The organism is Collinsella sp. CLA-AP-H1, assembly GCF_040092945.1.
In the GTDB taxonomy this organism is placed as follows: Bacteria; Actinomycetota; Coriobacteriia; order Coriobacteriales; family Coriobacteriaceae; genus Collinsella.
Window position 1 is genome coordinate 153,830 of record NZ_JBBNKO010000002.1, and the last position, 24,356, is coordinate 178,185.

17 protein-coding genes are annotated in these 24,356 nt (G+C 61.2%); 13 read left to right on the plus strand and 4 right to left on the minus strand.

The features are described from left to right. Nucleotides 1-51: 51 nt before the first annotated feature. Nucleotides 52-732 (minus strand): DUF6198 family protein, encoded by a 681-nt coding sequence (locus AAAV44_RS02070; RefSeq protein WP_117770066.1) that lies wholly within the window; start codon nucleotides 730-732, stop codon nucleotides 52-54. A gap of 487 nt (nucleotides 733-1,219) precedes the next feature. Between AAAV44_RS02070 and AAAV44_RS02075 the strand changes: the two genes are divergently transcribed. Continuing rightward, complete coding sequence (locus tag AAAV44_RS02075) at nucleotides 1,220-1,912, plus strand: GntR family transcriptional regulator (protein WP_349114320.1); 693 nt, start codon at nucleotides 1,220-1,222, stop codon at nucleotides 1,910-1,912. Between the two features lie 391 nt (nucleotides 1,913-2,303). Here the strand turns inward: AAAV44_RS02075 and eda are convergent, their stop codons facing one another. Both eda and AAAV44_RS02085 read right to left on the minus strand, forming a co-directional pair. Then, nucleotides 2,304-2,945, minus strand: a complete 642-nt coding sequence (gene eda, locus AAAV44_RS02080) for a bifunctional 4-hydroxy-2-oxoglutarate aldolase/2-dehydro-3-deoxy-phosphogluconate aldolase (protein ID WP_117757442.1) — start codon at nucleotides 2,943-2,945, stop codon at nucleotides 2,304-2,306. 253 nt (nucleotides 2,946-3,198) lie between these two features. After that, nucleotides 3,199-4,233, minus strand: a complete 1,035-nt coding sequence (locus tag AAAV44_RS02085; protein ID WP_349114322.1) for a sugar kinase — start codon at nucleotides 4,231-4,233, stop codon at nucleotides 3,199-3,201. A 232-nt stretch (nucleotides 4,234-4,465) separates the two neighbouring features. Here AAAV44_RS02085 and AAAV44_RS02090 point away from each other — a divergent pair, with 232 nt between their 5' ends. The 5 genes from AAAV44_RS02090 (at nucleotide 4,466) to ligA (ending at nucleotide 12,010) form a co-directional block, all read left to right on the plus strand. Continuing rightward, a complete protein-coding gene (locus AAAV44_RS02090; protein WP_349114324.1) occupies nucleotides 4,466-5,488 on the plus strand; it encodes a LacI family DNA-binding transcriptional regulator in 1,023 nt (340 codons plus the stop codon). A 134-nt stretch (nucleotides 5,489-5,622) separates the two neighbouring features. Next, nucleotides 5,623-6,960, plus strand: coding sequence for a glutamine synthetase family protein (locus tag AAAV44_RS02095; RefSeq protein WP_117745685.1), 1,338 nt, complete (start codon nucleotides 5,623-5,625; stop codon nucleotides 6,958-6,960). Between the two features lie 50 nt (nucleotides 6,961-7,010). Next, a complete protein-coding gene (locus tag AAAV44_RS02100; protein WP_006234733.1) occupies nucleotides 7,011-7,673 on the plus strand; it encodes a response regulator transcription factor in 663 nt (220 codons plus the stop codon). Nucleotides 7,674-7,879: 206 nt separating this feature from the next. Next, a complete protein-coding gene (locus AAAV44_RS02105; protein WP_349114325.1) occupies nucleotides 7,880-9,334 on the plus strand; it encodes a trypsin-like peptidase domain-containing protein in 1,455 nt (484 codons plus the stop codon). Between the two features lie 447 nt (nucleotides 9,335-9,781). Next, a complete protein-coding gene (gene ligA / locus AAAV44_RS02110; protein WP_349114326.1) occupies nucleotides 9,782-12,010 on the plus strand; it encodes an NAD-dependent DNA ligase LigA in 2,229 nt (742 codons plus the stop codon). 265 nt (nucleotides 12,011-12,275) lie between these two features. Here the strand turns inward: ligA and AAAV44_RS02115 are convergent, their stop codons facing one another. Then, nucleotides 12,276-13,622: an MATE family efflux transporter gene (locus tag AAAV44_RS02115; RefSeq protein ID WP_349114327.1), complete on the minus strand. Its 1,347-nt coding sequence runs from the start codon at nucleotides 13,620-13,622 to the stop codon at nucleotides 12,276-12,278. A 258-nt stretch (nucleotides 13,623-13,880) separates the two neighbouring features. On the opposite strand from AAAV44_RS02115, the gene AAAV44_RS02120 reads away from it, so the two are divergent. The 7 genes from AAAV44_RS02120 (at nucleotide 13,881) to AAAV44_RS02150 (ending at nucleotide 24,035) form a co-directional block, all read left to right on the plus strand. Continuing rightward, on the plus strand, nucleotides 13,881-15,710 hold the full coding sequence (locus AAAV44_RS02120) for an ABC transporter ATP-binding protein (RefSeq protein ID WP_349114328.1): 1,830 nt from the start codon (nucleotides 13,881-13,883) through the stop codon (nucleotides 15,708-15,710). After that, nucleotides 15,703-17,601, plus strand: coding sequence for an ABC transporter ATP-binding protein (locus tag AAAV44_RS02125; protein ID WP_349114330.1), 1,899 nt, complete (start codon nucleotides 15,703-15,705; stop codon nucleotides 17,599-17,601). Before AAAV44_RS02120 ends, AAAV44_RS02125 begins: the two co-directional genes overlap by 8 nt. A gap of 215 nt (nucleotides 17,602-17,816) precedes the next feature. Beyond that, on the plus strand, nucleotides 17,817-18,854 hold the full coding sequence (locus tag AAAV44_RS02130; RefSeq protein ID WP_349114331.1) for a hypothetical protein: 1,038 nt from the start codon (nucleotides 17,817-17,819) through the stop codon (nucleotides 18,852-18,854). A gap of 233 nt (nucleotides 18,855-19,087) precedes the next feature. Continuing rightward, nucleotides 19,088-20,143: a GTP 3',8-cyclase MoaA gene (gene moaA / locus AAAV44_RS02135; RefSeq protein WP_349114333.1), complete on the plus strand. Its 1,056-nt coding sequence runs from the start codon at nucleotides 19,088-19,090 to the stop codon at nucleotides 20,141-20,143. 4 nt (nucleotides 20,144-20,147) lie between these two features. Further along, nucleotides 20,148-21,452: a molybdopterin-guanine dinucleotide biosynthesis protein B gene (mobB, locus tag AAAV44_RS02140; protein WP_349114334.1), complete on the plus strand. Its 1,305-nt coding sequence runs from the start codon at nucleotides 20,148-20,150 to the stop codon at nucleotides 21,450-21,452. A 265-nt stretch (nucleotides 21,453-21,717) separates the two neighbouring features. Next, nucleotides 21,718-23,004 carry an MFS transporter gene (locus AAAV44_RS02145; protein ID WP_349114336.1) on the plus strand — a complete coding sequence of 429 codons (1,287 nt, stop codon included), beginning with the start codon at nucleotides 21,718-21,720 and terminating at the stop codon, nucleotides 23,002-23,004. A 209-nt stretch (nucleotides 23,005-23,213) separates the two neighbouring features. Next, nucleotides 23,214-24,035 (plus strand): HAD family hydrolase, encoded by an 822-nt coding sequence (locus AAAV44_RS02150; protein WP_349114337.1) that lies wholly within the window; start codon nucleotides 23,214-23,216, stop codon nucleotides 24,033-24,035. Nucleotides 24,036-24,356: the final 321 nt, after the last annotated feature.

Below are 24,356 nucleotides of genomic sequence, written 5' to 3' on the forward strand. Positions count from 1 at the left end.
ATAGTGAGATATAGCAACGTATAGCGCTGTTTGCGGGTTCTTACGGTGGTGCTATTTCCCGAATGCCGCGCGCACAAAGCGCTGGGCGAACAGCTTGTTGGCGACGTTGATGACATGGCCCAGGAACAGTGCCGAGATGGCGGTCGTGACGCCAAAGCCGCCCAGGTTGTACATAAAGATCAGCGACAACGCGAGCGAGGCGGCGACATGTGAGCAGTCAAACACGACTTTTACGTCACCAAAGCGGCGTTTAAGCTTTTCGGCAATGACTTGCACCAAGCCGTCGGGCGCGTTGGGGACAACGCCCATGTTGACGACGAGACTTACGCCAAATGCGGTGACAGCGAGGGAGAGCAGCATGGTCGCAATCTGTGTGGGGAGTGCCGTGGGATGCAGTGGGTTGACCGCCATGAAGAGGTCGGTCAAGCCGCCAATCAGCGTTGAGAAGAACAACTCGAGCAGGATGCGCGGCTGGAACTCGCTTCGCAAGATGGCTAATTGCGCCACGATGTAGGCGACGTAGGTTGCGGTGATCCAAAAGCCGAGCGTCTTACCAGTGAGCATGGATAGGGTTGTGGCAAAGCACGTGAGCGCGGCGACGCCCAGGCCGGATGCCGTCTGGAGACTCATACCGAGTGCCAGTACTGCAACGCCCACCAGATACATCAGCATTCTGATGACGGTATGGCACCAGTCGATGTTCTCGCCATGCATGATGATGAGCGGTCGCATGTTGCTACCCGTCCTTTCGGTTGTGCGAAAAAGCTGACCCGGGCCGGCAAAAGAGGGTTATCGGAGGCACTGCTGCAAAAGCAGAAAAGCCGGCCCCACGGTCAGTCGTCTAGGAAGTGTCTCGCTGTGCCGGAATGGGACTAAAGGTCCAACGAGACGGGAAGAAAGCAAATGGCATTGCGTGGGCGATAAGATGCCAAGATGGTAGGGTGTGTCTTAGCATCCTATTGCCCACGCTCAACGAAATCGGTTTCGTTTGAGCCTAAGTATACGCACGGGATTTTATTTGCGATGAGAAAAACAATAAAAAGGTGAACGTTCACCTAATCGCAACAACTCGTTGGCTGTAGTTGCGGTGGAATAGTTCCTGTTTTTGCTGCTGAAGGCCTTGAACAGGAACTATTCCACCGCAACTTATGAGGGGGCGGGGGATGCGATAGTATTGCATGGTGGTATTCGACTAACCGAGGACTTATCCGAGGGCTTTATGGAACAGCACCAGCATTATCAGAGCCTGCAAGACCAGGCGTACAACGCATTGCGCTCCAAGATCATCTATGCCGAGCTCAGGCCCGGCACGCGTCTTTCGGCGATTGGTCTGGAAAAGGAGACGGGAATCGGGCGCACGCCCATTCGCGAATCCTTTGTGCGCCTGCGTGAGCAGGAGCTGGTGGAAACGCGTCCCAAAAGCGGCACCTACGTCTCTAAGATCAGCATGGAACGCGCCGAAAACGCCTGCTTTTTGCGCGAGAAGCTCGAGAGAAGCGTGCTTATTAAATGCTGTTCGGCCGCCTCGCCCGAGCAAAAGCAGCGGCTCGAGCAGATTCTTGCCGAGTCCGAGTCGCTCGACCATGGCGAAACGCGCCGTTTCTTTGACCTGGATAACCTGTTCCATGAGACATGTTTTGAGATTGCCGGTCGTCACATGTTGTGGGATTGGATGAAGAGCATCAACACGCATTTTGAGCGATACAACTGGTTGCGTATGGTGTCGCAGGATTTGGATTGGGAGCCGATTCGTCGGCAGCATCGCCGGATTCTCGAGGCCATTAAGAGGGGCGATACCGACGCGGCGAGCTATCTGGCAGAGACACACCTGCACCTGATGCCCGAAGAGCAAGGTCCGGTTATCGCCTTGCATCCCGACTATTTTGAGCTGTCCAAAGACTCGTTCATCTAATCAATCCCCATATAAGTTGCGGTGAAATAGGGATTGTTTTGCGGCTCTGATGGTGTAAGCAGTCCGTATTCCACCGCAAGTGCCGGGGCACATCGGGGCACGAAAACGCTGCGGCGCCGCTTGGAGGAAAAGACCGGAAGCAAGGGTCCATTCCTCCAGACGGTGCCGCAGCTGTTTTGATGGTTCGGCTTTTGTCGAAGTGTCTTAGTTGAGTGCGACTGCCAGCCGAGTAGACAAAGCGGCTCGGGGGCGTGTCGCTTCCGTCACGTTCTATCAGCATACAAGACGGTTTTGGTTCTTGCTCGTGACGGAAACGGCGCGCTTCCGAGCTGCTTTAAAAGAAAGGGGGCGAGGTCTAGGGCACGCCCCCTTTCACGATAGAGAGCTAAACTTAGCCGCGGACCTTCTTGACGACGTCCATGGCCTCGCGAGCGATCTGCTCGACCTTGGAGAAGTCGCCGTCGGCGAACAGGGCGGGCTTGACCATCCAAGTGCCACCGCAGGCGATGATGGCGGAGGAGCTCAGGTACTCCTCGACGTTGGCAGTGTTCACGCCGCCGGTGGGCATAAAGCGATGGCCGACAAACGGAGCAGCGAGGGCCTTGATGGTGTTGAGGCCGCCATACTGAGCCGCGGGGAAGAATTTGGTGACCTTGAGGCCCAGGTTCTCGGCGGCGGTGACCTCGGAGGGGGTCACGGTGCCGGGCAGCACGGGCAGGTCGATGTCGATGCAGTGTTTCACGACGTCCTCGTTGTAACCCGGGGAGACGATGAACTTGGCACCGGCGGCGCGGGCCTGCTCAACCTGCTCGACGGTCAGGACAGTGCCGGCGCCAACGCACATCTCGGGCTCGGCCTCGGCCATAGCGGCGATGCACTCGGCGGCGCAGGCGGTGCGGAAGGTGACCTCGGCGGACTTCATGCCAGCTGCCATAAGGGCGTGGGCGAGCGGAGCGGCGTCCTCGACCTTGTCGAGCACAACGACCGGCACGATGCCCAGGGACTCAAGCGTGGTGTAGAACTGATCGAACATGATGTTCCTTTCGATGTGTGGCGCGCATGGGCGCGTGATTGCCAAATGTGCTGGTCAGGAGCCGATTTTGGATTGGTTATCGGAGGCACTGCTTGGGGTTCAAGCAATTCCAAAACCGGCTGCTCGACCAGTCATGTAGGGAATGCCAGGCAAAACCGGAATGGGACTGGTGGTTTTGCCCGGCCGGAGGAATCGGGGAGCGGGCCGCAGGGGTATGGGATTGGAAAGCTGCGGCCCGCGGAATGGAGACGGACTAGCGCGCGACGCGGGTGCCACCGTCGGCGGCGTTGGCCACAGCGGCGATCTCGTCGGCGGTCACCAGGTTGGAATCGCCCTTGATGGTGAGCTTGAGGATCGAGGCTGCAATCGCGTAGTTGACGGCGTCCTGCGGGTCAAAGTCGTTGATGAGGGCATGGACGAGGCCGGCGTTGAAAGCGTCGCCGGCGGCAACGCCCTCGAGCACGTGCACGTCGTGGGCAGGGGAGAACCAGTGCGCGTCGCTCTCGGCGTCATAGAGCATGCCCATCCAGATGGAGCGTTCGACGCAGGAGATGTTGCGGACGACCGAAGCGACCTTCTTACAGCCGTACTCGGCGCAAATCTGACGGGCCATCTCGACGTAGGTGTCACGCTCCTCGATGCCATGGGCAAGGGAGCCGGAGACGCAGGTCATGCCGAGGCCGGCGGGTGCGTCCTCGTCGTTGGCGATGCAGATGTCGACGAGCGGTAGGAGCTCCTTCATGGTTGCCTGCGACTTCTCGGGCGACCACATCTTGCCGCGATAGTTAACGTCGCACACGGTGGTGATGCCCTTGGCGCGGCAGGCGGTGAGGGCGTCCTTGCACGCAGCGGCCATCTCGCCGGAGACAGCGGGCGTCACGCCGGAGAAATAGAAGACATCGATGCCCTTGAGGATCTCGTCCCAGTCAAAGACGTCGCGCTTGGCCATGTTGATGGCAGAGTACTTGCGGTCGTAGACGCAACCGTTGCCGCGCTGCGAGGCACCGACCTCAAACACATAGGAGCCAAGGCGGTCGCCCTGACGCACGACGCGCGTGGTGTCGACGCCGTAGGCCTTCAGCGAACGCAGGGCGCACTCGCCCAGACGGTTGGCCGGGACAACGGAGACGTAAGCGGCCTTGTCGCCCTGGTAGGCCAGGGAAAGCGCAGTGTTGGCCTCGGCGCCGCCGTAGCGGACGTCAAACTCGGTTGCCTGCTCAATACGCAGGTGGTCTTTGGGTGAGAGTCTCATCATGATCTCGCCGAAGGTAAGAACCGTTTTACCCATGGTCGCGCAGCTCCTTTTACTCGTGCGTACACCTTTGATATGGCGTTGGCACGCAGGTGCCAAGACGGTAGGGTGCGTCTTTGCACCTGCGTGCCAACGCTCGCCGAAATCGGTTTACGAAATCGGTTTCGTTTCGTGTTGTAGTATACTCACCTACAGCGTTTTGCAACCGAGATTTTTAAAAAATGCCTAAAATGGCTCAGACTGCCGACATTGGGAAACGGGGTGCGCTATGGCGCAGATGAGAATCAAGGACATTGCCGCCGAGGCGGGCGTGAGCCCGGCCACGGTCTCGCGCTATCTCAACAACCGCCCCGGGCAAATGACCGAGGAGACCCGTGCTCGCATCGCGGCAGTTATCGAGCGCACCGGCTATCGCCCACGTGCCGCCGCGCGCAATCTGCGCAGCTCGCGTACGAACCTCATCGGTGTGATTCTGGCTGACATCGCCAACCCGTTCTCGAGCGCCATGCTCGAGGGCCTTTCCGCCAGCGCCGCGGCGCGCGGCTGCTCGCTCATGACGGCCATTAGCGGCAACGACCCCGCTAAGGAAGCGGAGTCGCTCACCAGACTTATCGATGCCGGCGTGGACGGCCTGGTCGTCAACACCTGCGGAGGCAATGACGAGGCGATCGCCGCGGCAGCGGGACGTCTGCCCGTCGTGCTGCTCGACCGCGACGTTGCCGACGGCGGTGTTGACCTGGTGACATCTAACAACCGTGAGCTGGTCGCCGGCTTGGTAGACGCCTTGGCAGCTGCGGGCAGCGAGCGTCTGTGCCTGCTCACCGAGGCAAGCGACGATAGCCCCGTGCGTCGAGAGCGCGCCGAGGCCTTTGCCGACGAACTTTCGCGACGCGGCCTTGCGGGTGAGGTCGTCACTCTGGCCGACGGTGGCGCCTCGGGCGTCGGCCGCTTGGACGAGACCATCCGCGGCTATGCAGGCAAAAAGCTCGGCCTCATTGCTGTCAACGGCCTGGTTTTCCTGCGTCTGACCGAGGCGCTGGCGCAGCTTGGTCCCTCGCTGCCGGCGGGGCTCAAGATCGCGACGTTTGACGACTACCCCTGGAACCATGTGCTCTTTGGCGGTGTGACCACGGCAGCGCAGGACACCCTCACCATTGCCGAGCGCGTAGTCGAGCGCCTTTCCGAGCGCATCGACGTCGTTACCACCACCGTGGGCGAGGCCGCAAAGCTGGCGCCCAAACGCATCGAGATTCCCGGCCACATCGAACATCGCGCATCAACCTCGCGCTAACCGCTCGTTCGCAACGGCCTGTTCGCACACGTTTTTTGAGCGCTTGATACGCTTTAACCCTGCGGAAACATTTTTCTGCGATAGTATCTGCGATATAGACCAGTCGAAACCCGCCCGAAAGAAAGGGGAGCGACATGAACCAGCAGAACATCGATTACGTACTCCGCTCCGTAGAGCAGCGTGACATCCGCTTTGTGCGTCTGTGGTTTGTCGACATTCTCGGCCGCCTCAAGAACTTTGCCATTAGCCCCGAGGACCTCGAGGTCGCTTTTGAGGAGGGTATTGGCTTTGACGGCTCCGCCATCGAGGGCTTTGCCACGCCCGAGGAAGCCGACATGCTGGCGTTTCCCGATGCTTCGACCTTCCAGATTTTGCCGTGGCGCCCGAGCCACAACGGCGTCGCCCGCGTGTTCTGCGACGTGTGCACCCCCGACCGCAAGCCCTTCGCCGGCGACCCGCGCGATGCCCTGCGCCGCATGTTCCGCAAGGCCGAGAAGGCTGGCTACCTGCTCAACGTGGGCGCCGAGCTGGAGTACTATTACTTCCCCGACGAGCACACCCCCGAGCCGCTCGACAACGTGGGCTACTTCGATCTTTCGGTGAGCGATGCCGCTCGCGACCTGCGTCGCAACACGGTTCTCACGCTCGAGAAGATGTCCGTGCCCGTGGAGTACACCTTCCACGCTGCCGGCCGCTCGCAGCACGGCATGAGCCTGCGCCACGCCGAGGCCCTGAGCATGTCCGATGCCATCACCACGGCCAAGCTCATCATTAAGCAGCAGGCCTACGAGAGCGGTTGCCACGCCTCCTTTATGCCCAAGCCGTTGGCAGGCGAGGACGGCAGTGCTATGTTCCTGTGCCAGTCGCTATTCGACCACGACGGCAACAACGTCTTTTGGGGCGAGGACGACGAGAAGTACCATCTCTCCGATATCGCCAAGCACTACATGGCCGGCATCTTGGCGCACGCGCGCGAGATCAGCGCCATCACTAACCCCACGGTCAACTCGTACAAGCGCATCACCACGGGCGGCGACTCCGTGCCGCAGTACGCCACGTGGGGCCTGCGCAACCGCGCGAGCATGGTCCGCATCCCGGTCTACAAGCCCGGCAAGCAGCTGTCCACGCGCATCGAGCTGCGCAGTCCCGACCCCATGGCCAATCCGTACCTGGTCAACGCCGTCACGCTGGCGGCTGGTCTGGACGGCATCGAGCGCAAGCTGGAACTCCCGCCCGAGGCTACGGCCGAGACGCTCAAGCTCACCGACCGCCAGATGCTCGAGGCCGGCTACACGCCGCTGCCGCGCTCGCTCAAAGAGGCGCTCGACGTGTTTGAGGACTCGCAGTTTATGAAGGATGCCCTCGGCGAGCATATCCACAGCTTCTTCCTCAAAAAGAAGCGCGACGAGTGGCATAAGTTTGAGTCTACGATCACCGAGTGGGAGATCAAGCACTACCTGGCGAACTCCTAATCGCGCTGGCTTGTTCCAGTACGATTGAGCTCATTTTTTTGGAGGCCGATATGTCCGAAAAGAGTGCCCTGTTCATGGCGCGCACGACGCGCTTCCACGAGTTTGCCCGCAGCTTGACGACCACCCTGGGTGTCGAGGTGAGCCTGGCCACCCCCGATTCGCCGACTGCGGCGCACGACTTTGACCTGCTGATTCTCGATTCCGATGGTATCCGCAGTGACCGCATCGATCAGATTGCCAAGTGGCTTGACGATCGTGGCGGCGTCCCCATGCTGGTGATCGTCGACGACGAGGCCCTTGGCACCCTGCGTCTGCCCAATCATGCGCATGCCGACTTTGTATGCCCCACGGCGACGCCCAACGAACTCAAGGCTCGTGCGCAGCGCCTGATGGGCGAGGAGGAGACCGTCACCGCCGACGATGTGCTCAACATCGATAACCTCGAGATTAACCTGGCTACCTACCAGGTGACGCTCGATAACGAGCCTATCGACCTGACGCTGATGGAGTACTCGCTGCTGAGCTTTTTGGCGACGCATCCCAACCGCGCCTACAGCCGCGAGGTGCTGCTGCACCGCGTGTGGGGCTTTGAGTACTGCGGCGGCACGCGCACCGTCGACGTGCACATTCGACGCATCCGTTCCAAGGTGGGCCCGCAGATCGCAGCACATATCACCACCGTCCGTGGCGTGGGTTATCTGTTTAAGGACTAGATTTCCACCACAAAGGGGACAGGCACCTTCGTGGTGGTTTTGACGCAGGCCGGGTCCTTTTGGGTCTGCAGCAGAACTTAAGCCTTCCTAAAAGATTGCGTTCTCATACACGTACGCCCGCATATTGGGGTACAACTCAACGTGAACAATGATGGCCCGCCACATGTTTGGCGGGCCTTTGGTTATTTGACGAAAGGATCGCAGCTATGAGCGAGTACGATTCCCAGCGTCCCCAGGATGCGGGCAACGCCGGCGAGACCCAGCAGCAGCCGCGCGTGCAGGTGGAGTCGACGCCTGCCGGTAGCAACATTCCCTACGTGCAGGCTTACGACACACAGACCGGCAAGCCGCTGGGCGGCCAACAGGTTGTAAACAAGCACACGGTGGTCAAGACCAAGACCAAAAAGCTGCCGATTTTCATTACAGCGCTCGCCGGCTGCGCATGCGGCGCCCTGCTGGTCATTGCGCTCATTATGAGCGGCACGCTCGATATCGGCGGCGGCAAGAATGCCGTGACGGCGGGTGCTTCGGGTTCGTCGACGCAAAAGATTACGATCGACTCCGAGGACACCACACTTGCCGAGGCCGTTTCTGCCAAGGCCCTGCCCTCCGTCGTTTCCATCACCGCCACTTCGAGCGGCAGCCAGAATGGCTCGCTTTCGCAGTCTGCTGATGAGTCGGATAGCTCGGGCAGCGTCGGTTCGGGCGTCGTGCTCGATACCGAGGGCCACATCCTCACCAACAACCACGTGGTCGACGGCTACGACCAGTACGTGGTCACCATGGACGACGGCACCACCTACGAGGCCGAGTTCGTGGGCAACGATGCTTCGAGCGACCTGGCCGTCATCAAGCTCAAGGACGCCGACGCCTCCAAGCTCACGCCGATCGAGATCGGCGATTCCTCCAAGCTCAACGTGGGCGAGTGGGTCATGGCGATCGGTTCGCCGTTTGGCAACGAGCAGTCTGTCTCTACCGGTATCGTCTCGGCGCTCTACCGCTCCACGGCCATGAGCTCTACCAGCGGCAACACTATCTACGCCAACATGATTCAGACCGATGCCGCCATCAACCCAGGCAACTCCGGCGGCGCGCTCGTCAACGACAATGGCGAGCTCGTGGGTATCAACTCGCTCATCGAGAGCTATTCGGGCTCCAGCTCGGGCGTGGGTTTTGCCATTCCGGTCAACTATGCCAAGAACATTGCCGACCAGCTCATCGACGGCAAGACGCCGGTGCATCCGTACATGGGCGCCACGCTTTCGAGCGTCAACGCGCTCAACGCCCGCACCAACAAGCTGAGCACCGATAGCGGCGCGTACGTGGCGAGCGTCGTTGAGGACGGTCCTGCCGCAAAGGCCGGCATCCAAGAGGGCGATGTCATTACCAAGCTGGGCGACGACGAGATCACGAGCGCCGATGGCCTGATCATCGCGCTGCGCAGCCACGAGGTGGGCGAGAAGGTCGAGATCACGCTCATGCGCGGCAAGGACGAGAAGAAGGTCACCGTCGAGCTTGGCTCCGACGAGGAGCTGCAGAACCAGCAGCAGGACGACAGCGCGACTGACACCGGCAACGGCGGTATTACCGACGAGCAGCTGCGCCAGTATCTGGAGGAGCTGCTGGGCCAGCAGGGCCAGGGCTACGGTCAGGGTTTCTAACGAGCCGTATCGCACATACCGATGCCAGAGGGGCTGTCCCATCAACGTGGGACAGCCCCTCTTTTCTTATTGATCCGTTGGGGACGGAGAAAAACGGATCACTTGGGGCTGATAAGAGGCCTGGTTCGTAATGGTCTGGACAGTTGGTTCAGATACGTATAAATCTGGGGCAGCTTGGGATGCGTTTTGAGCAATTTTTGATTGGGATGGGGCTCGAATGGGTGTTTGGAAGGGAGAGTGGGACGTTTACATGGTCTCGAGGAGCCCAAATTAGTTGAAACAGGGGTGTTCGTGCTTGATTCGGCTCTAGGATTTATACGTATCTGAACTAACTGTCCACTCCAGTCTGGTGGCTGCCGATTCGGTGCGGTTCGAAAGGGTTATTCGGCCCTATCGTGACCGGTGGTACTCTAGTATCCGTTTGAAATCGAGCGAAGGAGTGCCGCTATGGAGCAATCGAGCCTGTTTGGTGACGGCGTGGACATCGATACCGAAACGCCCACGACCGCGGAAGCCGCCGCACCGACCGACGCCCGTGCCCAGGCGGCAGCGCGCGCGGCCGAGCTGCGCCACGAGCTCGATTACCACGCCTATCGCTACTACATGCTCGATGCGCCCGAGATCACGGACGCCGCCTTTGACAAAATGCTCGTTGAGCTGCAGGAAATTGAGGCGACCTACCCCGATCTGGTAACGCCCGACAGCTACACCCAACGCGTGGGCGGCTACGTGAGCGAGCAGTTTACGCCGGTCACGCATATGGCGCGCATGTATTCCATGGACGATGCCATGGATCTGGACGAACTCGACGCGTGGCTCCAGCGCGCCGAGGATGCGCTCGGTGCCGGCAGCGTCACCTATACCTGCGAGCTTAAGATCGACGGTCTGGGCGTGGCCCTTACCTACCAAAACGGCACCTTCGTACGTGCGGCCACACGTGGCGATGGCACCACGGGCGAGGATGTGTCGCTCAACGTGCGCACCATCAAGGATGTGCCCATGCACCTGTCCGAGCCGGCGCTCGCTCACATGGGCGCCGACCGTGAGCGCACCATTGAGGTGCGCGGCGAGGTCTATATGCCCAAGGGCAGCTTTGTTCGCCTGAATGAAGAGGCCGATGCCGAGGGGCGCGACCCCTTCGCCAACCCGCGCAACGCCGCCGCCGGCAGCCTGCGCCAAAAGGACCCCAAGGTCACGGCGCGCCGCGATCTTGCCACCTTTATCTATGCCATCGCCGATACCGATCCGCTGCATGTCCACAGCCAGCGCGAGTTTCTTGACTGGCTGCGCAGCGCCGGTTTTAGCGTCAACCCCAACGTGGCTCGTTGCGCCACGCCCGCCGAGGTCCACGAGTTCTGTGCCCAGGCGCTCGAACATCGCGGCGACCTGGACTACGACATCGACGGCGTTGTCGTAAAGGTCGACAGCTTTCAGCAGCAGCTCGACTTGGGCTTTACCGCCCGCGCGCCGCGCTGGGCCATTGCCTTTAAGTTCCCGCCCGAGGAAAAGCAGACCGTCCTGCGCGAAATTCGCATCCAGGTGGGCCGCACCGGTGTGCTCACGCCGGTCGCCGAGTTCGATCCGGTGACGGTCGCCGGCTCCACCATCGCGCGCGCCACGCTGCACAACATCGACGAGATCCGTCGCAAAAACGTGCGCGAGGGCGACACCATCATCGTGCATAAGGCAGGCGACGTAATCCCCGAGGTCGTGGGCCCGGTGCTCGATAAGCGCCCGGCCGATTCGGTCGACTGGCAGATGCCCGAGGTCTGCCCCGTGTGCGGCAGCCCCGTGGTCCACGAGGACGGCGAGGTCGCCTACCGCTGCGTCTCCATCGACTGCCCCGCGCAGCTCAAGGAGCGCCTGCTCCACTGGGTGAGCCGCGGCTGCATGGACGTCGACGGCCTGGGCGACGAGATCGTCGACAAGATGATCGCCGCCGGCCTGATCCACGATGTCGCGGACTTCTACCAGCTCACGGTTGACGACATCGCCGGCTTGGACACGGGGCGCACCTATGCCAGCTCCAACAGCAAAAAGGGCGTCAAGAAGGGCGACCCCATTCCGGTGGGCCTCAAGACGGCCGAGAAAATTATCGTCGAGCTCAACAAGTCCAAGAGCCAGCCGCTCGGTCGCGTACTGTTTGCCCTGGGCATCCGCCACGTGGGCAAGAGCGTGGGCGAGGTCATCGCCGAGCGATTCCTGTCGATCGACAAGCTTATCTTGGCGAGCGAAGAGGACATCGCCGAGTGCGAGGGCATCGGTCCCAAGATTGCGGCGAGCGTCAAGCAGTTCCTGGCCGTGCCCGAGAACCTTGCCGTGCTGGAACGTCTGCGCCAAGCGGGCCTTTCGCTCGAGGTCGACCTGGGCGCCGCGCATGCGCAAGCCGCAGCCGATGCCGGCGTAGCGGGCGAGCTCGCCGACGCACAGCCGCTCGCGGGTCTGACCTTCGTGCTCACCGGCACGCTCGTCAACCGCACGCGCGACGAGGCAGGCGCGGCGCTCAAGGTGCTCGGCGCCAAGGTTTCGGGCAGTGTTTCAAAGAAGACGAGCTATCTGGTCGCCGGCCCCAAAGCGGGCTCCAAGCTCACCAAAGCCGAGCAGCTGGGCGTACCCGTGCTGGACGAGGACGCACTCGAGCAGATCTTGGCTACTGGTCAGGTGCCGGAGGCGTAATGGATATAGAGAATCGCAATTGCTCGCAGGCGGAAGGGCGCACGAGGCACGCCCAAGGGCAGGCAAAAGAGCACCTGACGGCGCGAATTCGCATTGCGGAACGTGAGCGCTCGGCAGGTGCGTCTCGTGATGCTTTTGAGGCGTTGACCGAGTTAGAGACGAGGCTCGGTCTAGCCTAGCGATACGGGCACCGTGATCTGCGTCACGTATGTTGTGGGATCATCGCTGATGATGTCGTCGATCAGGGCAATCTCACGTTGCCCCGCTACGCTGCCAACTTGTCAAAAGCTCCGCGGCGGTTGAGTACGGTAAATGCCATCACGCAAATGACTGCCGACAAAATCGATCCGCATGGCGAAGCGATGCCCATGGGAAACAGCGTGTCGGAATAGGCGTTCGACAGCAGCCACGCGCCCGGCACGCGAATGAGCGCCACGGCCAGCACGTTGTGCGCAAAGCCGATGTAGCTCTTGCCATACGCAGCGAAAAAGCCGCTAAAGCAAATGTGGATGCCGGCAAAAATCGCGTCAAAAATATAGCTGCGCATATAGCCGGTGCCGGCCGCGACTACCGCGGCGTCCTTGGCAAAAAAGCCGATAAACGCCGGCGCTACCAGCCACATCAGAACCGTGATCAGACAGCCGTACACCACCGAGATCGTCATGGCGTCCTTGAGCACTTGACGCGCGCGGTCGCCCTTGCCCGCGCCGGCATTTTGTGCCGTGAGCGCGCTGACGGTGGCGCCCATGGAACTCGGCATAATGAACAAAAAGCTGATCATCTTTTCGACCAGGCCCACGGCGGCGGCGTCGACGAGCCCACGGTGGTTGGCGATGACGGTGATAAACATAAACGCCACCTGGATACAGCCGTCCTGCACGGCCACGGGCACGCCGATCTTAAGAATGCTGCCGAGCACCTCGGGCTGGGGGCGCAGGTCGCTGCGCTTAACGTGGATGTTCGTGCGGCGGCTCTTGAGCCACACGAGCGCGAGGGCGACGCTGGCCGTCTGCGCGGTTACCGTGCCGAGTGCCGCACCCACGGGGCCGAGCCCCATGTGACCGATAAACAGAAAGTCGAGCGCGATGTTGATGATGCATGCCACGCCGATCACGTACATGGGCGAGCGCGAATCGCCCAGGCCGCGAAAAATGGCCGAGAGGATGTTGTATGCGGCGATAAACGGAATGCCGACAAAGCAGATGCGCAGGTAGGCAGCGGTTCCTTCGACCGCCTCGGCCGGCGTGCCAATGAGTGCCACGATCTGCGGGCACAGTGCAAGCAAGATGGCGGCCAGCACCACCGAGACACCCATAAAGAGCGTGATGGTGTTGCCGATGGCGGTCTCGGCGCGATCGAAACGGCGCGAGCCCACGGCGTGGCCGACGATGACCGTCGTGCCCATGGCCAGGCCCACGAGCGTCACGGTAATGATATAGAGCGTCTGCGCGCCATTGCCCACGGCGGTGATGCCGGCGGCGCCGCTAAACTGCCCCATCATGTACAGGTCGGCCATACCGTAGAGCATCTGCAAAAAGTACGAGAGCATATAGGGCAGGGCAAAGACCGCGATGGTCTTAAGGACATTACCGCGTGTGAGGTCGTGTTCCATGGGCGGGGCTTTCTGGCTGGGTTTGTTTACGTACCAGTGTAGTGAAAACCCTACAGCGATTGTAGAGTCAAGGTTTGTGTTGGCAGTGGGGCGAAAAAGTCTCGCGCACCATTATTCCGAGTGAATATGGACACACATCACGAGAACTCGCCGCCGGCGCTAACCTTGCAGAAAACGATTTCGGAATACTTGACACCATTATTCGGCGCGCAATAATACGTGCGTTTGCGAACAACGTTTGATGGGGGTTGAACCTGCGTGCGCAATCTCAAAATACTGTTTTCCTATCTAGGGGCATACCGTCGCGATGCCATCCTCGGCGTGTTCTTTGTGTCGGTCGAGACGGTGCTCGAGCTGTTTATCCCGGTCATCATGGCCAACATCATCGATGTGGGCGTGCCTGCGGGTGATATCAACTACATGCTGCTGCAGGGGTCGTACATGTTGGTGTGCGCTGCGCTTTCGCTGGTACTGGGCTTGGGTTATGCACACACGTCCGCCCGCGTTGCCTCGGGCCTAGGCGCTAACCTGCGCGAGGCTGAGTACAAAAAGATTCAGACGCTCGCTTTTGGTAACCTGGACAACTACGACGCCAGCTCGCTCGTCACCCGCATGACCACGGACATCACCGTTATCCAAAATGCTGTGGGCAACGGCTTTCGCCCTATGGTGCGCGGCCCGGTGACGCTTATCGTCGGCCTTATCTACGCGCTGATGCTGTCGCGCCCGCTCGCCACCGTCTTTGCGATCATCTTGCCCGTGCTGGCAATCGTGCTGGGCGTCATCACCTATCGCGTGAGCCCGCTCTACCGCCAACTCCAGACCTCGATGGACCACCTCAACGGCGTGGTACAGGAAGGCCTCACCGCCGTGCGTGCCGTCAAGGCCTACGTTCGTACCGAGCATGAGGAGGCCAAGTTCGACACCGTCAATACCGAGCTCGCGCGCACTGCGACAAAGACCTTTGGCAGCGCGGTGCTCAACCTGCCGGTGTTTCAGCTGTCGATGTACGTGGCTGCGCTCTCCATCCTGTGGATTGGCGGCCGCATGATTCTCGCCGGCAAGCTGGGCGTGGGCTCGCTCACGGGCTTTATGAGCTACGTGCTGCTGATCATGAATTCGCTCATGATGATTTCCAACGTGTTTTTGCTGCTCACGCGCGCTCTTACGAGTGTGGGCCGTATCGCCGAGGTGCTCGATGAGGAGCCCTTTATCGCCAACCCCGCGGGGGACCTCGCGATTGCGGCGCCAGCGGACGGCAGTATCGAGTTTCGCGACGTTTCCTTTAAATACCGCGCGGATGCAGCCGAGGATGTGCTCGAGCATATCGACCTTCGCATCGAGAGCGGCTCGACGGTGGGCATCCTCGGCGGCACGGGCTCGGGCAAGAGCTCGCTTGTGCAGCTGATTGCGCGCCTGTACGACGCCACCGAGGGCGCCGTGCTTGTGGGCGGACACGACGTGCGCGACTACGACCTGGTCGCCTTGCGCGACGCCGTAGGCATTGTGCTGCAAAAGAACGTGCTGTTTACGGGCACCGTGCGCGAGAACCTGCAGTGGGGCAATCCGCAGGCGTCGGACGATGAGCTCCTCGCGGCTTGCCGCGCAGCGTGCGTGGACGAGTTCCTTGATCGCATCGGCGGGCTGGACGGCGAGTTGGGGCAAGGTGGCGCCGGTGTCTCGGGTGGCCAGAAGCAACGCCTTTGCATCGCACGCACGCTGCTCAAGCATCCGCGCGTGCTCATTTTTGATGACTCCACCAGCGCGGTCGATATGGCGACCGACGCAAAGATTCGAGAGCACATCGCTCGGATTTCCGATACGACCGTGCTCATCATCGCCCAGCGTATCGCGAGCGTCATGGATGCCGATCGCATTGTGGTGTTGGACGACGGTCGTGTCCACGGCGTGGGCACGCACGAGGAGCTGCTGGCGGGCGACAACATCTACCAGGAGATTTACGCCTCGCAGATGGAGTTTGCGGGGAACGCGGACGCCGGCGACGGCAGCGACGATGGTTGCGCGAATGATCCGTTTTCCTCCGTCGCATGCGGATCGCCCTTGGAAGGGGGTGAGCGTCATGCCTAAGACCGCAGCCCAAGCACGCCCGGCCGACCTCAAGCGCACTGTGCGCCGCCTGCTCTCCTACATGGGTCATGCCAAGTTCTCGTTGCTCGCGGTGGGCGTGCTCGCCTCCGTCGCCGCCATCGCGAGCCTCGCCGGCACCTACATGGTGCGCCCCATCGTTAACGGTTTGGCCACGGGCGGGGAGGAACTGCTTGCCAAGCAGGTCATCCTGACGGCGATCATCTACGCTGCGGGCGTGCTCTCGGCCCTGGGCTACTCGCAGATTATGGTGCGCGCGGCCCAACACGTGGTGTCCGATATTCGCCGCGACCTGTTCGCGCACATCCAGACGCTGCCGCTCAGTTATTTTGACAGCACGCGCTCGGGCGACATCATGAGTTTTTTCACCAACGACGTCGACACCGTCTCCGAGGCGCTCAACAACAGCTTTGCCAACGTGATTCAGGCCGCCATTCAGGTTGTGGGCACCACGGCTATGCTCATCATCCTTAACTGGCAGCTCACGATCATCACGCTCGTGTGCGATGCGGCCATTGTGCTGTATGCGCGCTACTCGGGCGCGCGCTCAAAGCGCTTCTTTGCCGCCCAGCAGGCATCGCTTGGCGACCTGGACGGATATATCGAAGAAATGGTCTCGGGCCAAAAGGTCATCAAGGTCTTTAACCGTGAGGCAGCGAATGTCGCCGGCTTCACCTGCCGCAACGACGAGCTTCGCCGCACCGGTACCGCCGCCGTGAGCTATGCCAACTCCATGGTGCCCATGACCGTCGTGATTGGCTACGTCAACTATGCCATCGTCGCCGTGGCGGGCGGCATGCTCTGCATCAAGGGGCTCGCCGATGTGGGCGCGCTTGCAAGCTACCTGGTCTTCGTTCGCCAGGCGGCCATGCCCATCAACCAGTTTACGCAGCTGGGCAACTTCTTGCTCAACGCGTTGGCCGGTGCCGAGCGCCTGTTTGCGGCTATGGACCTTGAGCCCGAGGTGGACGAGGGCTGCGTGGAGCTGGTGCAGACGGGCGATGCCGCGTGGGCGTGGAAAATTCCCGAGGGCCAGGGCGTGGGCGTCTACGGGCACCTGCATGACGTGGCAGCCGTTGATGAGTCGGGCCGCGCGGTGGCTGCCGACGGTACCGAGCTCACGTGCGGCTTGGTCCCGCTTGCCGGCGACGTGCGCTTCCATGCCGTGGACTTTTCCTACGTGCCGGGCGCCCGCGTGCTCACGGACCTCAACCTGTTTGCCAAGCCGGGGCAAAAGATTGCGTTTGTGGGCTCCACGGGCGCCGGCAAGACGACCATTACCAACCTCATCAACCGCTTCTACGAGGTCGATGACGGCGAGATCACGTACGACGGCATCGACGTCAAGCACATTGCCAAGGCCAGCCTGCGCGGGTCGCTCGGCATTGTGCTGCAGGACACGCACCTGTTTAGCGGCACCATTGCGCAGAACATCCGCTTTGGCAAGCTCGACGCGACCGACGAGGAGGTGCGCGCCGCTGCCGAGGCCGCCTGCGCCGACTCGTTTATCCGCCGCCTGCCGCGGGGCTACGACACACCGGTCACGGCCGACGGCGCCAACCTGTCGCAGGGTCAGCGTCAGCTGCTCGCCATCGCGCGCGTGGCCGTCGCCGATCCGCCGGTGCTCATCCTGGACGAGGCCACGAGCTCCATTGACACGCGTACCGAAAAGCTCATCGAGCGCGGTATGGACCGCATCATGCGCGGTCGCACCACGTTTATGATCGCGCACCGCCTGTCCACCGTCCGCGACGCCGACGCCATCATGGTCCTCGAACACGGCCGCATCATCGAGCGCGGCACGCACGAAGAGCTGCTCGCCCAGCACGGCGAGTACTGGCAGCTGGCGCATGGCTTAAAAGAGCTAGATTAACCCGTTCGAGCACGATGCTTTGATCCCTCCGTGCCCCTCACCTCGCCTCAAACCATCACAACATTCGACGTTTTTTGCCAAAATCGGGAAAAGCATCGAATGTTGTGATGGTTTTTCTGCCACTCGATCGGGTGGAATCGCTTTCTTGCGCATGAAGGTGTGCGGACCCGTGGGCAGGGGAATAAGGTTGGTTATCCGACTCCATTGGAGGGCTCATGGACCTGCCGATCGTCCTGTCCCATAAGACTGCCTGGCTGTACCACAACGTGGCGCGCCCGTCCGAGCCGCTCTCGCGAGCAAGCAGCCTATACGATGAGGACTCGCTTGCTAACGAGGCAGAGCCGACTGCGGACCTGCCCAAATTGGGGCTTGATACCAAGGGGCTGAGGGCTTCAACGGCAGTTGGGATCGTTACCGGCTATCTGGTTTCGCTTGGTATTCCACGAGAAGAGCTCGATCATATCGACACGCTCGTCAACTTCGATTTTGAGCGCTCGACGCCGGCTGGATTTAGGTGCCACGTGTTTGGAGCGCCGGTACCTCCAGGCCATCTTATCGAGGTGGCAGAGGGCCTTCTGGTGGTTGATGAGGCCATGTGCTTTGTCCAAGCGGGTTCGTGGATGAGCGAGCCCGAGCAGCTGGAATATGGCTACGAAATCTGTGCCCGATACCATTTGAATCATCTGTCGACAGGCGATTATATCGAGATGGGGCAGAGGTATACCGTTGCCGACTTGATTGTTTATTGCAATGAGAACCGATCTCGTCAGGGGGCTATACGCGCGGCCGCCGTGCTCAAGCGCGTGCACGATGGCGCGCGGTCGCCCATGGAGACGGCCACCGCAATCATGGTCGTAGCAAAACGTTCCCAGGGAGGGCTGGGATACGCCAAGATCGAGCTCAACCATCGGGTCGATGTTCCCAACGAGTTCAAGTATCTCGCAAAGGCCGGGTATTTCGAGATCGACGTATATGCGCCTGCGAGCGGTACGGGGATTGAGTACAACGGCTCGGACCATCTTGATAAACAGCGCAGCGCGTCGGATGCGGAGCGTATGGCCGTGCTGAGCGCGCTGGGCTTTAGGATGATCGTCCTCACCGGGACTCAGTTTGCCCACCAGCTGCAATTGCATCGGGCGATGAACGCCATCGCGCTCGCTATGGGCCTTAAGTGCGACCGAAGCGAAGCGTTCCAGAAGCGGCAGAACGATCTGCGAGAATTCGTGATTCGGCACTGGGACGGCGGCCTTTAGGGGCGCTTTGGTCCTTCTGCGGGGTGCCGTGGGCAGGCAAACCATCACAACATTCGACGTTTTTTGCCAAAAACGTGAAAAGCATCGAATGTTGTGATGGTCTGTGCTGAGAATGGGCTTGGAAAGTCCGTTTTGCTCGAAGCGACCTGTCCTGTCGTACGGGTGTCAGCATGATTCTCTCGTGGGGTATTATGTTTTCCGAAGAATAAAACGCCGCGTGAGAGGAGGGCCGCGTGGACGGGCGCGTGCAACATGACGGCTTTGGCCGCGATATCAACTACCTGCGCATTGCCGTTACCGACAAGTGCAATTTCCGCTGCATTTACTGCATGCCGGCCGATGGCGTGGCGCCCCGCGCGCACGACGAGCTGCTCAGCGCCGAGGAAATCGCCCGCTTTGTGCGCCTGGTGGCGGGGGAGGACATTCGCCGCGTACGCCTGACGGGCGGCGAGCCGCTGGTCAGCCGCCGTATCATCCCGCTCATTCGCGACATCCGCGCGATTCCGCAGATCGAGGACATCTCGCTTACCACCAACGGCGCCCTGCTGCCCAAGCTGGCGCCGCAGCTTAAAGATGCCGGGCTTAACCGCGTCAACATTTCGCTCGACACACTCGACCCCGAGCTGTTTGGAAAGATCACGCGCCTGGGCCGGCTCGAGCAGACCATGGCTGGCATCGACGCGGCGCTGGCCTGGGGCTTTGAGCCCGTTAAGGTCAACTGCGTTGTTGTGCGCCGACTCAACCAAGATGTGGCGGCCCTCGCGCGGCTCACGCTCGACCGCCCCATCCACCTGCGCTTTATCGAATACATGCCCATTGGCGACGAACACACGAGCTCGCATTGCGCTGTGGACCCGCATGCGCCCGCGCTCAATCCCGAGCTGTGGGACGCGAGCGATACCGTGCCGAGCGACGAGCTGCGGGCGCGCATCAATGCCGGGGCCGCCGCGGCGGGACTGGGCGAGCTCGAGCCGCTCGACATCAACGACGCTCCTGCCGGCGCGGGCCCTGCGCGCTATTGGCACTTTCCGGGCGCGGCGGGAACGGTTGGCTTTATCAGCGCCATGTCCAACCATTTTTGTGCGAATTGCAACCGTCTGCGCTTGACGGCCGATGGCAACGTGCGTCCGTGCCTGTTCAGCGATGCCGAGTATTCGGTGCGTGAGGCGCTGCGCCGTGGTGATGATATGCAGGTACTTTCGATTTGGCGCGATGCTGTGGCCCACAAACCGCAGGAACACGCGATAATTGAGGGCACGCAACGATTTATGTCCCAAATCGGAGGATGATCATATGGCCAAGAGCAGGTACGCCGATGCCACCAAGGCCGCTCGCAGGGCCGCGATGTCTGCCCACAAAGCCACGGCCGCGGCGAATGCTGGCAACGTCGACGCGTCCGCGCAGCCGACTGCCAGCGCTGCCACCGAGCCCGCCCGTGACGCCCGTCGCGACGAGCTGACGCACGTGGACGCCAAGGGCGAGGTACGCATGGTCGACGTGTCCGACAAGGCCGAGACCCATCGCATTGCCATCGCCGAGGGCACCATCCTCATGCATCCCGAGACGCAGGCCATGGTGCTGCAGGACCGCGCCAAAAAGGGCGACGTGCTTGCCTGCGCGCGTGTGGCGGGCATCATGGCCATCAAGCGCACGAGCGATATTATTCCCATGTGCCATCCGTTGCTCATTACCAAGAGCAAGTGCGACATTGCGCCCATCGCTCCGGCGGGGACGCCGGCCGAGGACGTGCCCGAGGGCTGGGCACCGGCGCGCACGGACGGGCAGGTTGGCTTTCACGTGCTGGTTACGGCGGGCGTGACGGGCAAGACGGGTATCGAGATGGAGGCGTTGACCGGCGCGAGTGCCGCGTGCTTAACCATCTACGACATGTGCAAGGCCGTCGATCGCGGCATGGAGATCGTCGACGTGCGCCTGCTGCACAAGGAGGGCGGCCGCTCGGGCGCGTGGGATCGCGCAGAGCGTCAGGCCGCTGCTGTTGAGGCCGTGGGTGCCGCGAGCAATGTGCCCGCGAGCGCACCCGTCGCCGTCGCCCCCGCAGCTCCGGCAGCGGCCGTCCCCGCGATCGCGTTTATCGGCTACCAGAACTCGGGCAAGACCACGCTCGTCGAGAAGGTTATCGCCGAGCTCACCCGCCGCGGCCTGCGCGTGGGTTCGCTCAAGCATCATGGACATCACGGCTTTGATATCGACGTGCCCGCTAAGGACACCTGGCGCCATCACCAGGCTGGATCCAAGCACGTGGGCCTCATCTGCGCCACGCGCTGGGCGGAGTACGCCGACACGCGCGAGGAGGACGAGATGCCCGCGCGCGAGCTGCTGTCGCGCTACAACGATGTCGACGTGGTGATCATCGAGGGCTACAAGACCGAGGGCTTCGACAACATCGTGGTCGCGCGCTCCGGTGTCGACCGTCTGCGCGGCAAGAGCTCGCTCGACCTGGTCGACGGTCACACGCTGGCCCTTGCCTGCAACGAGGCCCTGGCGCGTCAGGCCTTCGATGCTGGCTTTGCGACTCGAGCCATCAACATCAACGACGCCCGAGCCATCTGCGATCTTATCCAAGATCATCTGGCCTAAAACCTGCCAAAAAGGGACAGGCTTATTTTGGCAGGTTTTATCTGGGCAAACGTCACTTCCACCACAAAGGGGCCAGGCACCTTTGTGGTGGTTTTTGCTTTGGTAGATGGTTGGGACATGCCTTACAATCTACCAAGTAGTTCATGACGGGCGAAAAACGGAGAGAAGGGGCTTGATGCGTCCTTAATGTTTCATGCGGATAGATTGATTTGACAGACGGTGGCGAATGCCCGCCGTCTGCATTCGTATGAAACAAGGAGTCTCCATGCTCGCCTCTCTTTTCTCAAAGCCTCAACCATCGCTGTCCGTGCAGGCCAGGCGCCTGGTGGCGATGCGCTTTCTCATCTACACCGGTTTTCAGACCAGCTACTTTATCGGCGTCATCGGAACGCTCACCTATGCAGACGATGCCTCGGTCGTGGCGACATCGCTGGCCGTTCTGTTTATGAACGTTTTCGTGATCCTGGGGTCCTTTGCGGGTGGAGCGGCGCTCGACGCTTTGGGCCCGCGCCGCCATTTTTTGCTGAGCATCGTCGGCGCGCTGACAACCGGCGCGGCGATTATCGCCTTTGGCAGCGCGACCGGCATCGTCCTGCTCGGTGCGGTGCTCCTGGGCTTCGTGATGGGATTCGCCCAGCCCATCGCCACGTCCTATCCGGCGTATCTCACCGACGATCCTGTCGAGCTCAAAGACATCAACTCTGCCATCGCCATGTTTTCAAACGTGAGCATCATCGTTGGTCCCACGCTGGGCGGCTTTGTCGCGGCGGCTGCGTCGTCGCGCGCGGTGTTCGTGCTCATGATGCTCTTTACAGTGCTGGCACTTGTTGCCGGTTGGGGCTTTAGGCCGCAAGCAGGTCGCGTCGCCGCGCGCGAAAGTACTCCCGCGGATAGCAGCACAACGGCAAGTACCGCCAGTCAAAGCTCCGACTCCAGTAAATCCACCCGTGCAACCTTCGCGACCAGCATCAAGACAGTCTTTACCAACAGCGTCCTCGCCCTGCTGTTCTGCATCATCTTCCTTTCAAACTTTGGCTACGGTGCCTTCGATCCGCTGGAGTCGTTCTTCTACCGCGATGTCCTGCGCGTCGGTGTCGAATGGATGGGCTGGCTCTCGTCGGCCAGCGGTTTGGGCGCGGTGCTGGGCGCCGTGGTCGCGCTCCGCTTGCCACCGCACCTGGTCAACCTTAAATCGCTGCTCGTGGCGCTTATGTCCGTGGGCCTGGGAAGTTTGCTCTATGTGGGGACGCCGTACGTAGGCGTGGCCCTCGTCGGCCAGATTGCCCTGGGCGTGGCCTGGGGTGTCGTCAATCCGCTCCACAACACTATCGTGCAAACGACGGCCCCGCTCGAGCAGCTCGGTCGCGTGAACTCGGTCATGGGCTTTGGCAACATGTTTGCCGGCGTGGCCCCGCTGGCGATTGCCCCGTGGCTGGCGGCGACGTTTGGCGTGCAGCAGACGCTCGTAGGGGCGGGCATGGTCGTGACGGCGGTTCCCGCGGCGTTGCTGCTATTTGGTCGCCGGCATTTGGATCGTGCCGCAAAGCAGTAAAAACCATCACAACATTCGATGAAAATCGCGATTTTGCCGAAAAAAGTCGAATGTTGTGATGGATTGCGCTGAGGCCCGAGCGCCACAAGCCACCATAAAGGGGCCAGGCACCTTTGTGGTGATCGGGCCCCAACGGCCCGTGCCTTGGTATACCATGTACGCCGTTTACGAATACACCCCACACCGCCGCACAACCCAGAAAGGCCCCCATGGACACCACCTTCAGCCATATCAAAGCCGTGTTCTGCGATATCGACGGCACGCTGCTCACGAGCCAGCACACGGTGTCCCCGCGCACCGTGGCGGCGATCCGCGCCCTGCGCGAGCGCGGCGTGCTCTTTGGCCTGTGCACCGGGCGCGACGCCCACGCGACCGAGGCCATGTACGAGCTCTGGGGCATCGAAGGCCTGGTGGACGTGCTCGTGGGCTGCGGTGGCGCCGAGGTCATCGACCGCGCGCACGACATCAACGAGCTGAGCTATCCGCTACCGGGCGAGACCATCGCGCGCATCTGCAAGCACATGGCGGACCTTCCGGCAACGCCCGTCTGCCCCCGAGACGGCGTGTTCTACGTGCCCGAGAGCAACGCGTGCGTCGAGCACCTGTCGCGCGTCGACGGTGTGCCCTACCAGGTGGTCGATTTTGCCGAGTTGTTGCGCGAGCCGCAGCCCAAGGTGATGTTTACCATGGCGCCCGAGGTGATGCCGCGGGTGATTGAGCGGGCGTCGACGTTTGCCGATGACACTGTTAAGGCGGCGGCTCTGCAAACCACGCAGCGGCTCTACGAGTTCATGGATCCGCGCGTGTCCAAGACGCGCGGCCTTGTGCGCGTGGCGGAGCTCAACGACATGGAGCTCGAGGACATCTGCGTGTTTGGCGATGCCGATAACGACACCTGCATGGTGGCCGACGTCGGCGTGGGCGTGGCCATGGCAAACGGCAGCGACGCCACCCGTGCCGCCGCCGACTTTGTGACCGCGAGCAACGACAAAGACGGCATCGCGATCTTTATCGAGGAACATCTGCTGTAGCGCCGGGGGAGAGTCACCGCAAAGGGAACAGACACCTTTGCGGTGTCCTCAGGCGATTTGGGCGAATTGATGCCTAAAATCTGCGCGCAAATTCAGATATGGTTGTCTGAACATTACGCTTCTAACCACCGATGAGCTAAAGATATTCCCATCAATTTGGTAGTCTATTCCTCCCGGTTAATGACCTACCGTTCACGGTCGATTTTCAACCGTTCACAGGATGTTTACTCTTGAGCAAAATGTTGTGCAAATAAATCTAATGCCATTAAAAAATAATAGGCAACTAAATTACCAGCAGAAACAAAAAACAGATAGCGAATA

Bases quoted from the DNA above. Each gene is read 5' to 3' on its own strand.
- AAAV44_RS02070 (WP_117770066.1), bottom strand. From the start codon at position 732: ATGCGACCGCTCATCATCATGCATGGCGAGAACATCGACTGGTGCCAT.
- AAAV44_RS02075 (WP_349114320.1), top strand. From the start codon at position 1,220: ATGGAACAGCACCAGCATTATCAGAGCCTGCAAGACCAGGCGTACAAC.
- eda (WP_117757442.1), bottom strand. From the start codon at position 2,945: ATGTTCGATCAGTTCTACACCACGCTTGAGTCCCTGGGCATCGTGCCG.
- AAAV44_RS02085 (WP_349114322.1), bottom strand. From the start codon at position 4,233: ATGGGTAAAACGGTTCTTACCTTCGGCGAGATCATGATGAGACTCTCA.
- AAAV44_RS02090 (WP_349114324.1), top strand. From the start codon at position 4,466: ATGGCGCAGATGAGAATCAAGGACATTGCCGCCGAGGCGGGCGTGAGC.
- AAAV44_RS02095 (WP_117745685.1), top strand. From the start codon at position 5,623: ATGAACCAGCAGAACATCGATTACGTACTCCGCTCCGTAGAGCAGCGT.
- AAAV44_RS02100 (WP_006234733.1), top strand. From the start codon at position 7,011: ATGTCCGAAAAGAGTGCCCTGTTCATGGCGCGCACGACGCGCTTCCAC.
- AAAV44_RS02105 (WP_349114325.1), top strand. From the start codon at position 7,880: ATGAGCGAGTACGATTCCCAGCGTCCCCAGGATGCGGGCAACGCCGGC.
- ligA (WP_349114326.1), top strand. From the start codon at position 9,782: ATGGAGCAATCGAGCCTGTTTGGTGACGGCGTGGACATCGATACCGAA.
- AAAV44_RS02115 (WP_349114327.1), bottom strand. From the start codon at position 13,622: ATGGAACACGACCTCACACGCGGTAATGTCCTTAAGACCATCGCGGTC.
- AAAV44_RS02125 (WP_349114330.1), top strand. From the start codon at position 15,703: ATGCCTAAGACCGCAGCCCAAGCACGCCCGGCCGACCTCAAGCGCACT.
- AAAV44_RS02130 (WP_349114331.1), top strand. From the start codon at position 17,817: ATGGACCTGCCGATCGTCCTGTCCCATAAGACTGCCTGGCTGTACCAC.
- mobB (WP_349114334.1), top strand. From the start codon at position 20,148: ATGGCCAAGAGCAGGTACGCCGATGCCACCAAGGCCGCTCGCAGGGCC.
- AAAV44_RS02145 (WP_349114336.1), top strand. From the start codon at position 21,718: ATGCTCGCCTCTCTTTTCTCAAAGCCTCAACCATCGCTGTCCGTGCAG.
- AAAV44_RS02150 (WP_349114337.1), top strand. From the start codon at position 23,214: ATGGACACCACCTTCAGCCATATCAAAGCCGTGTTCTGCGATATCGAC.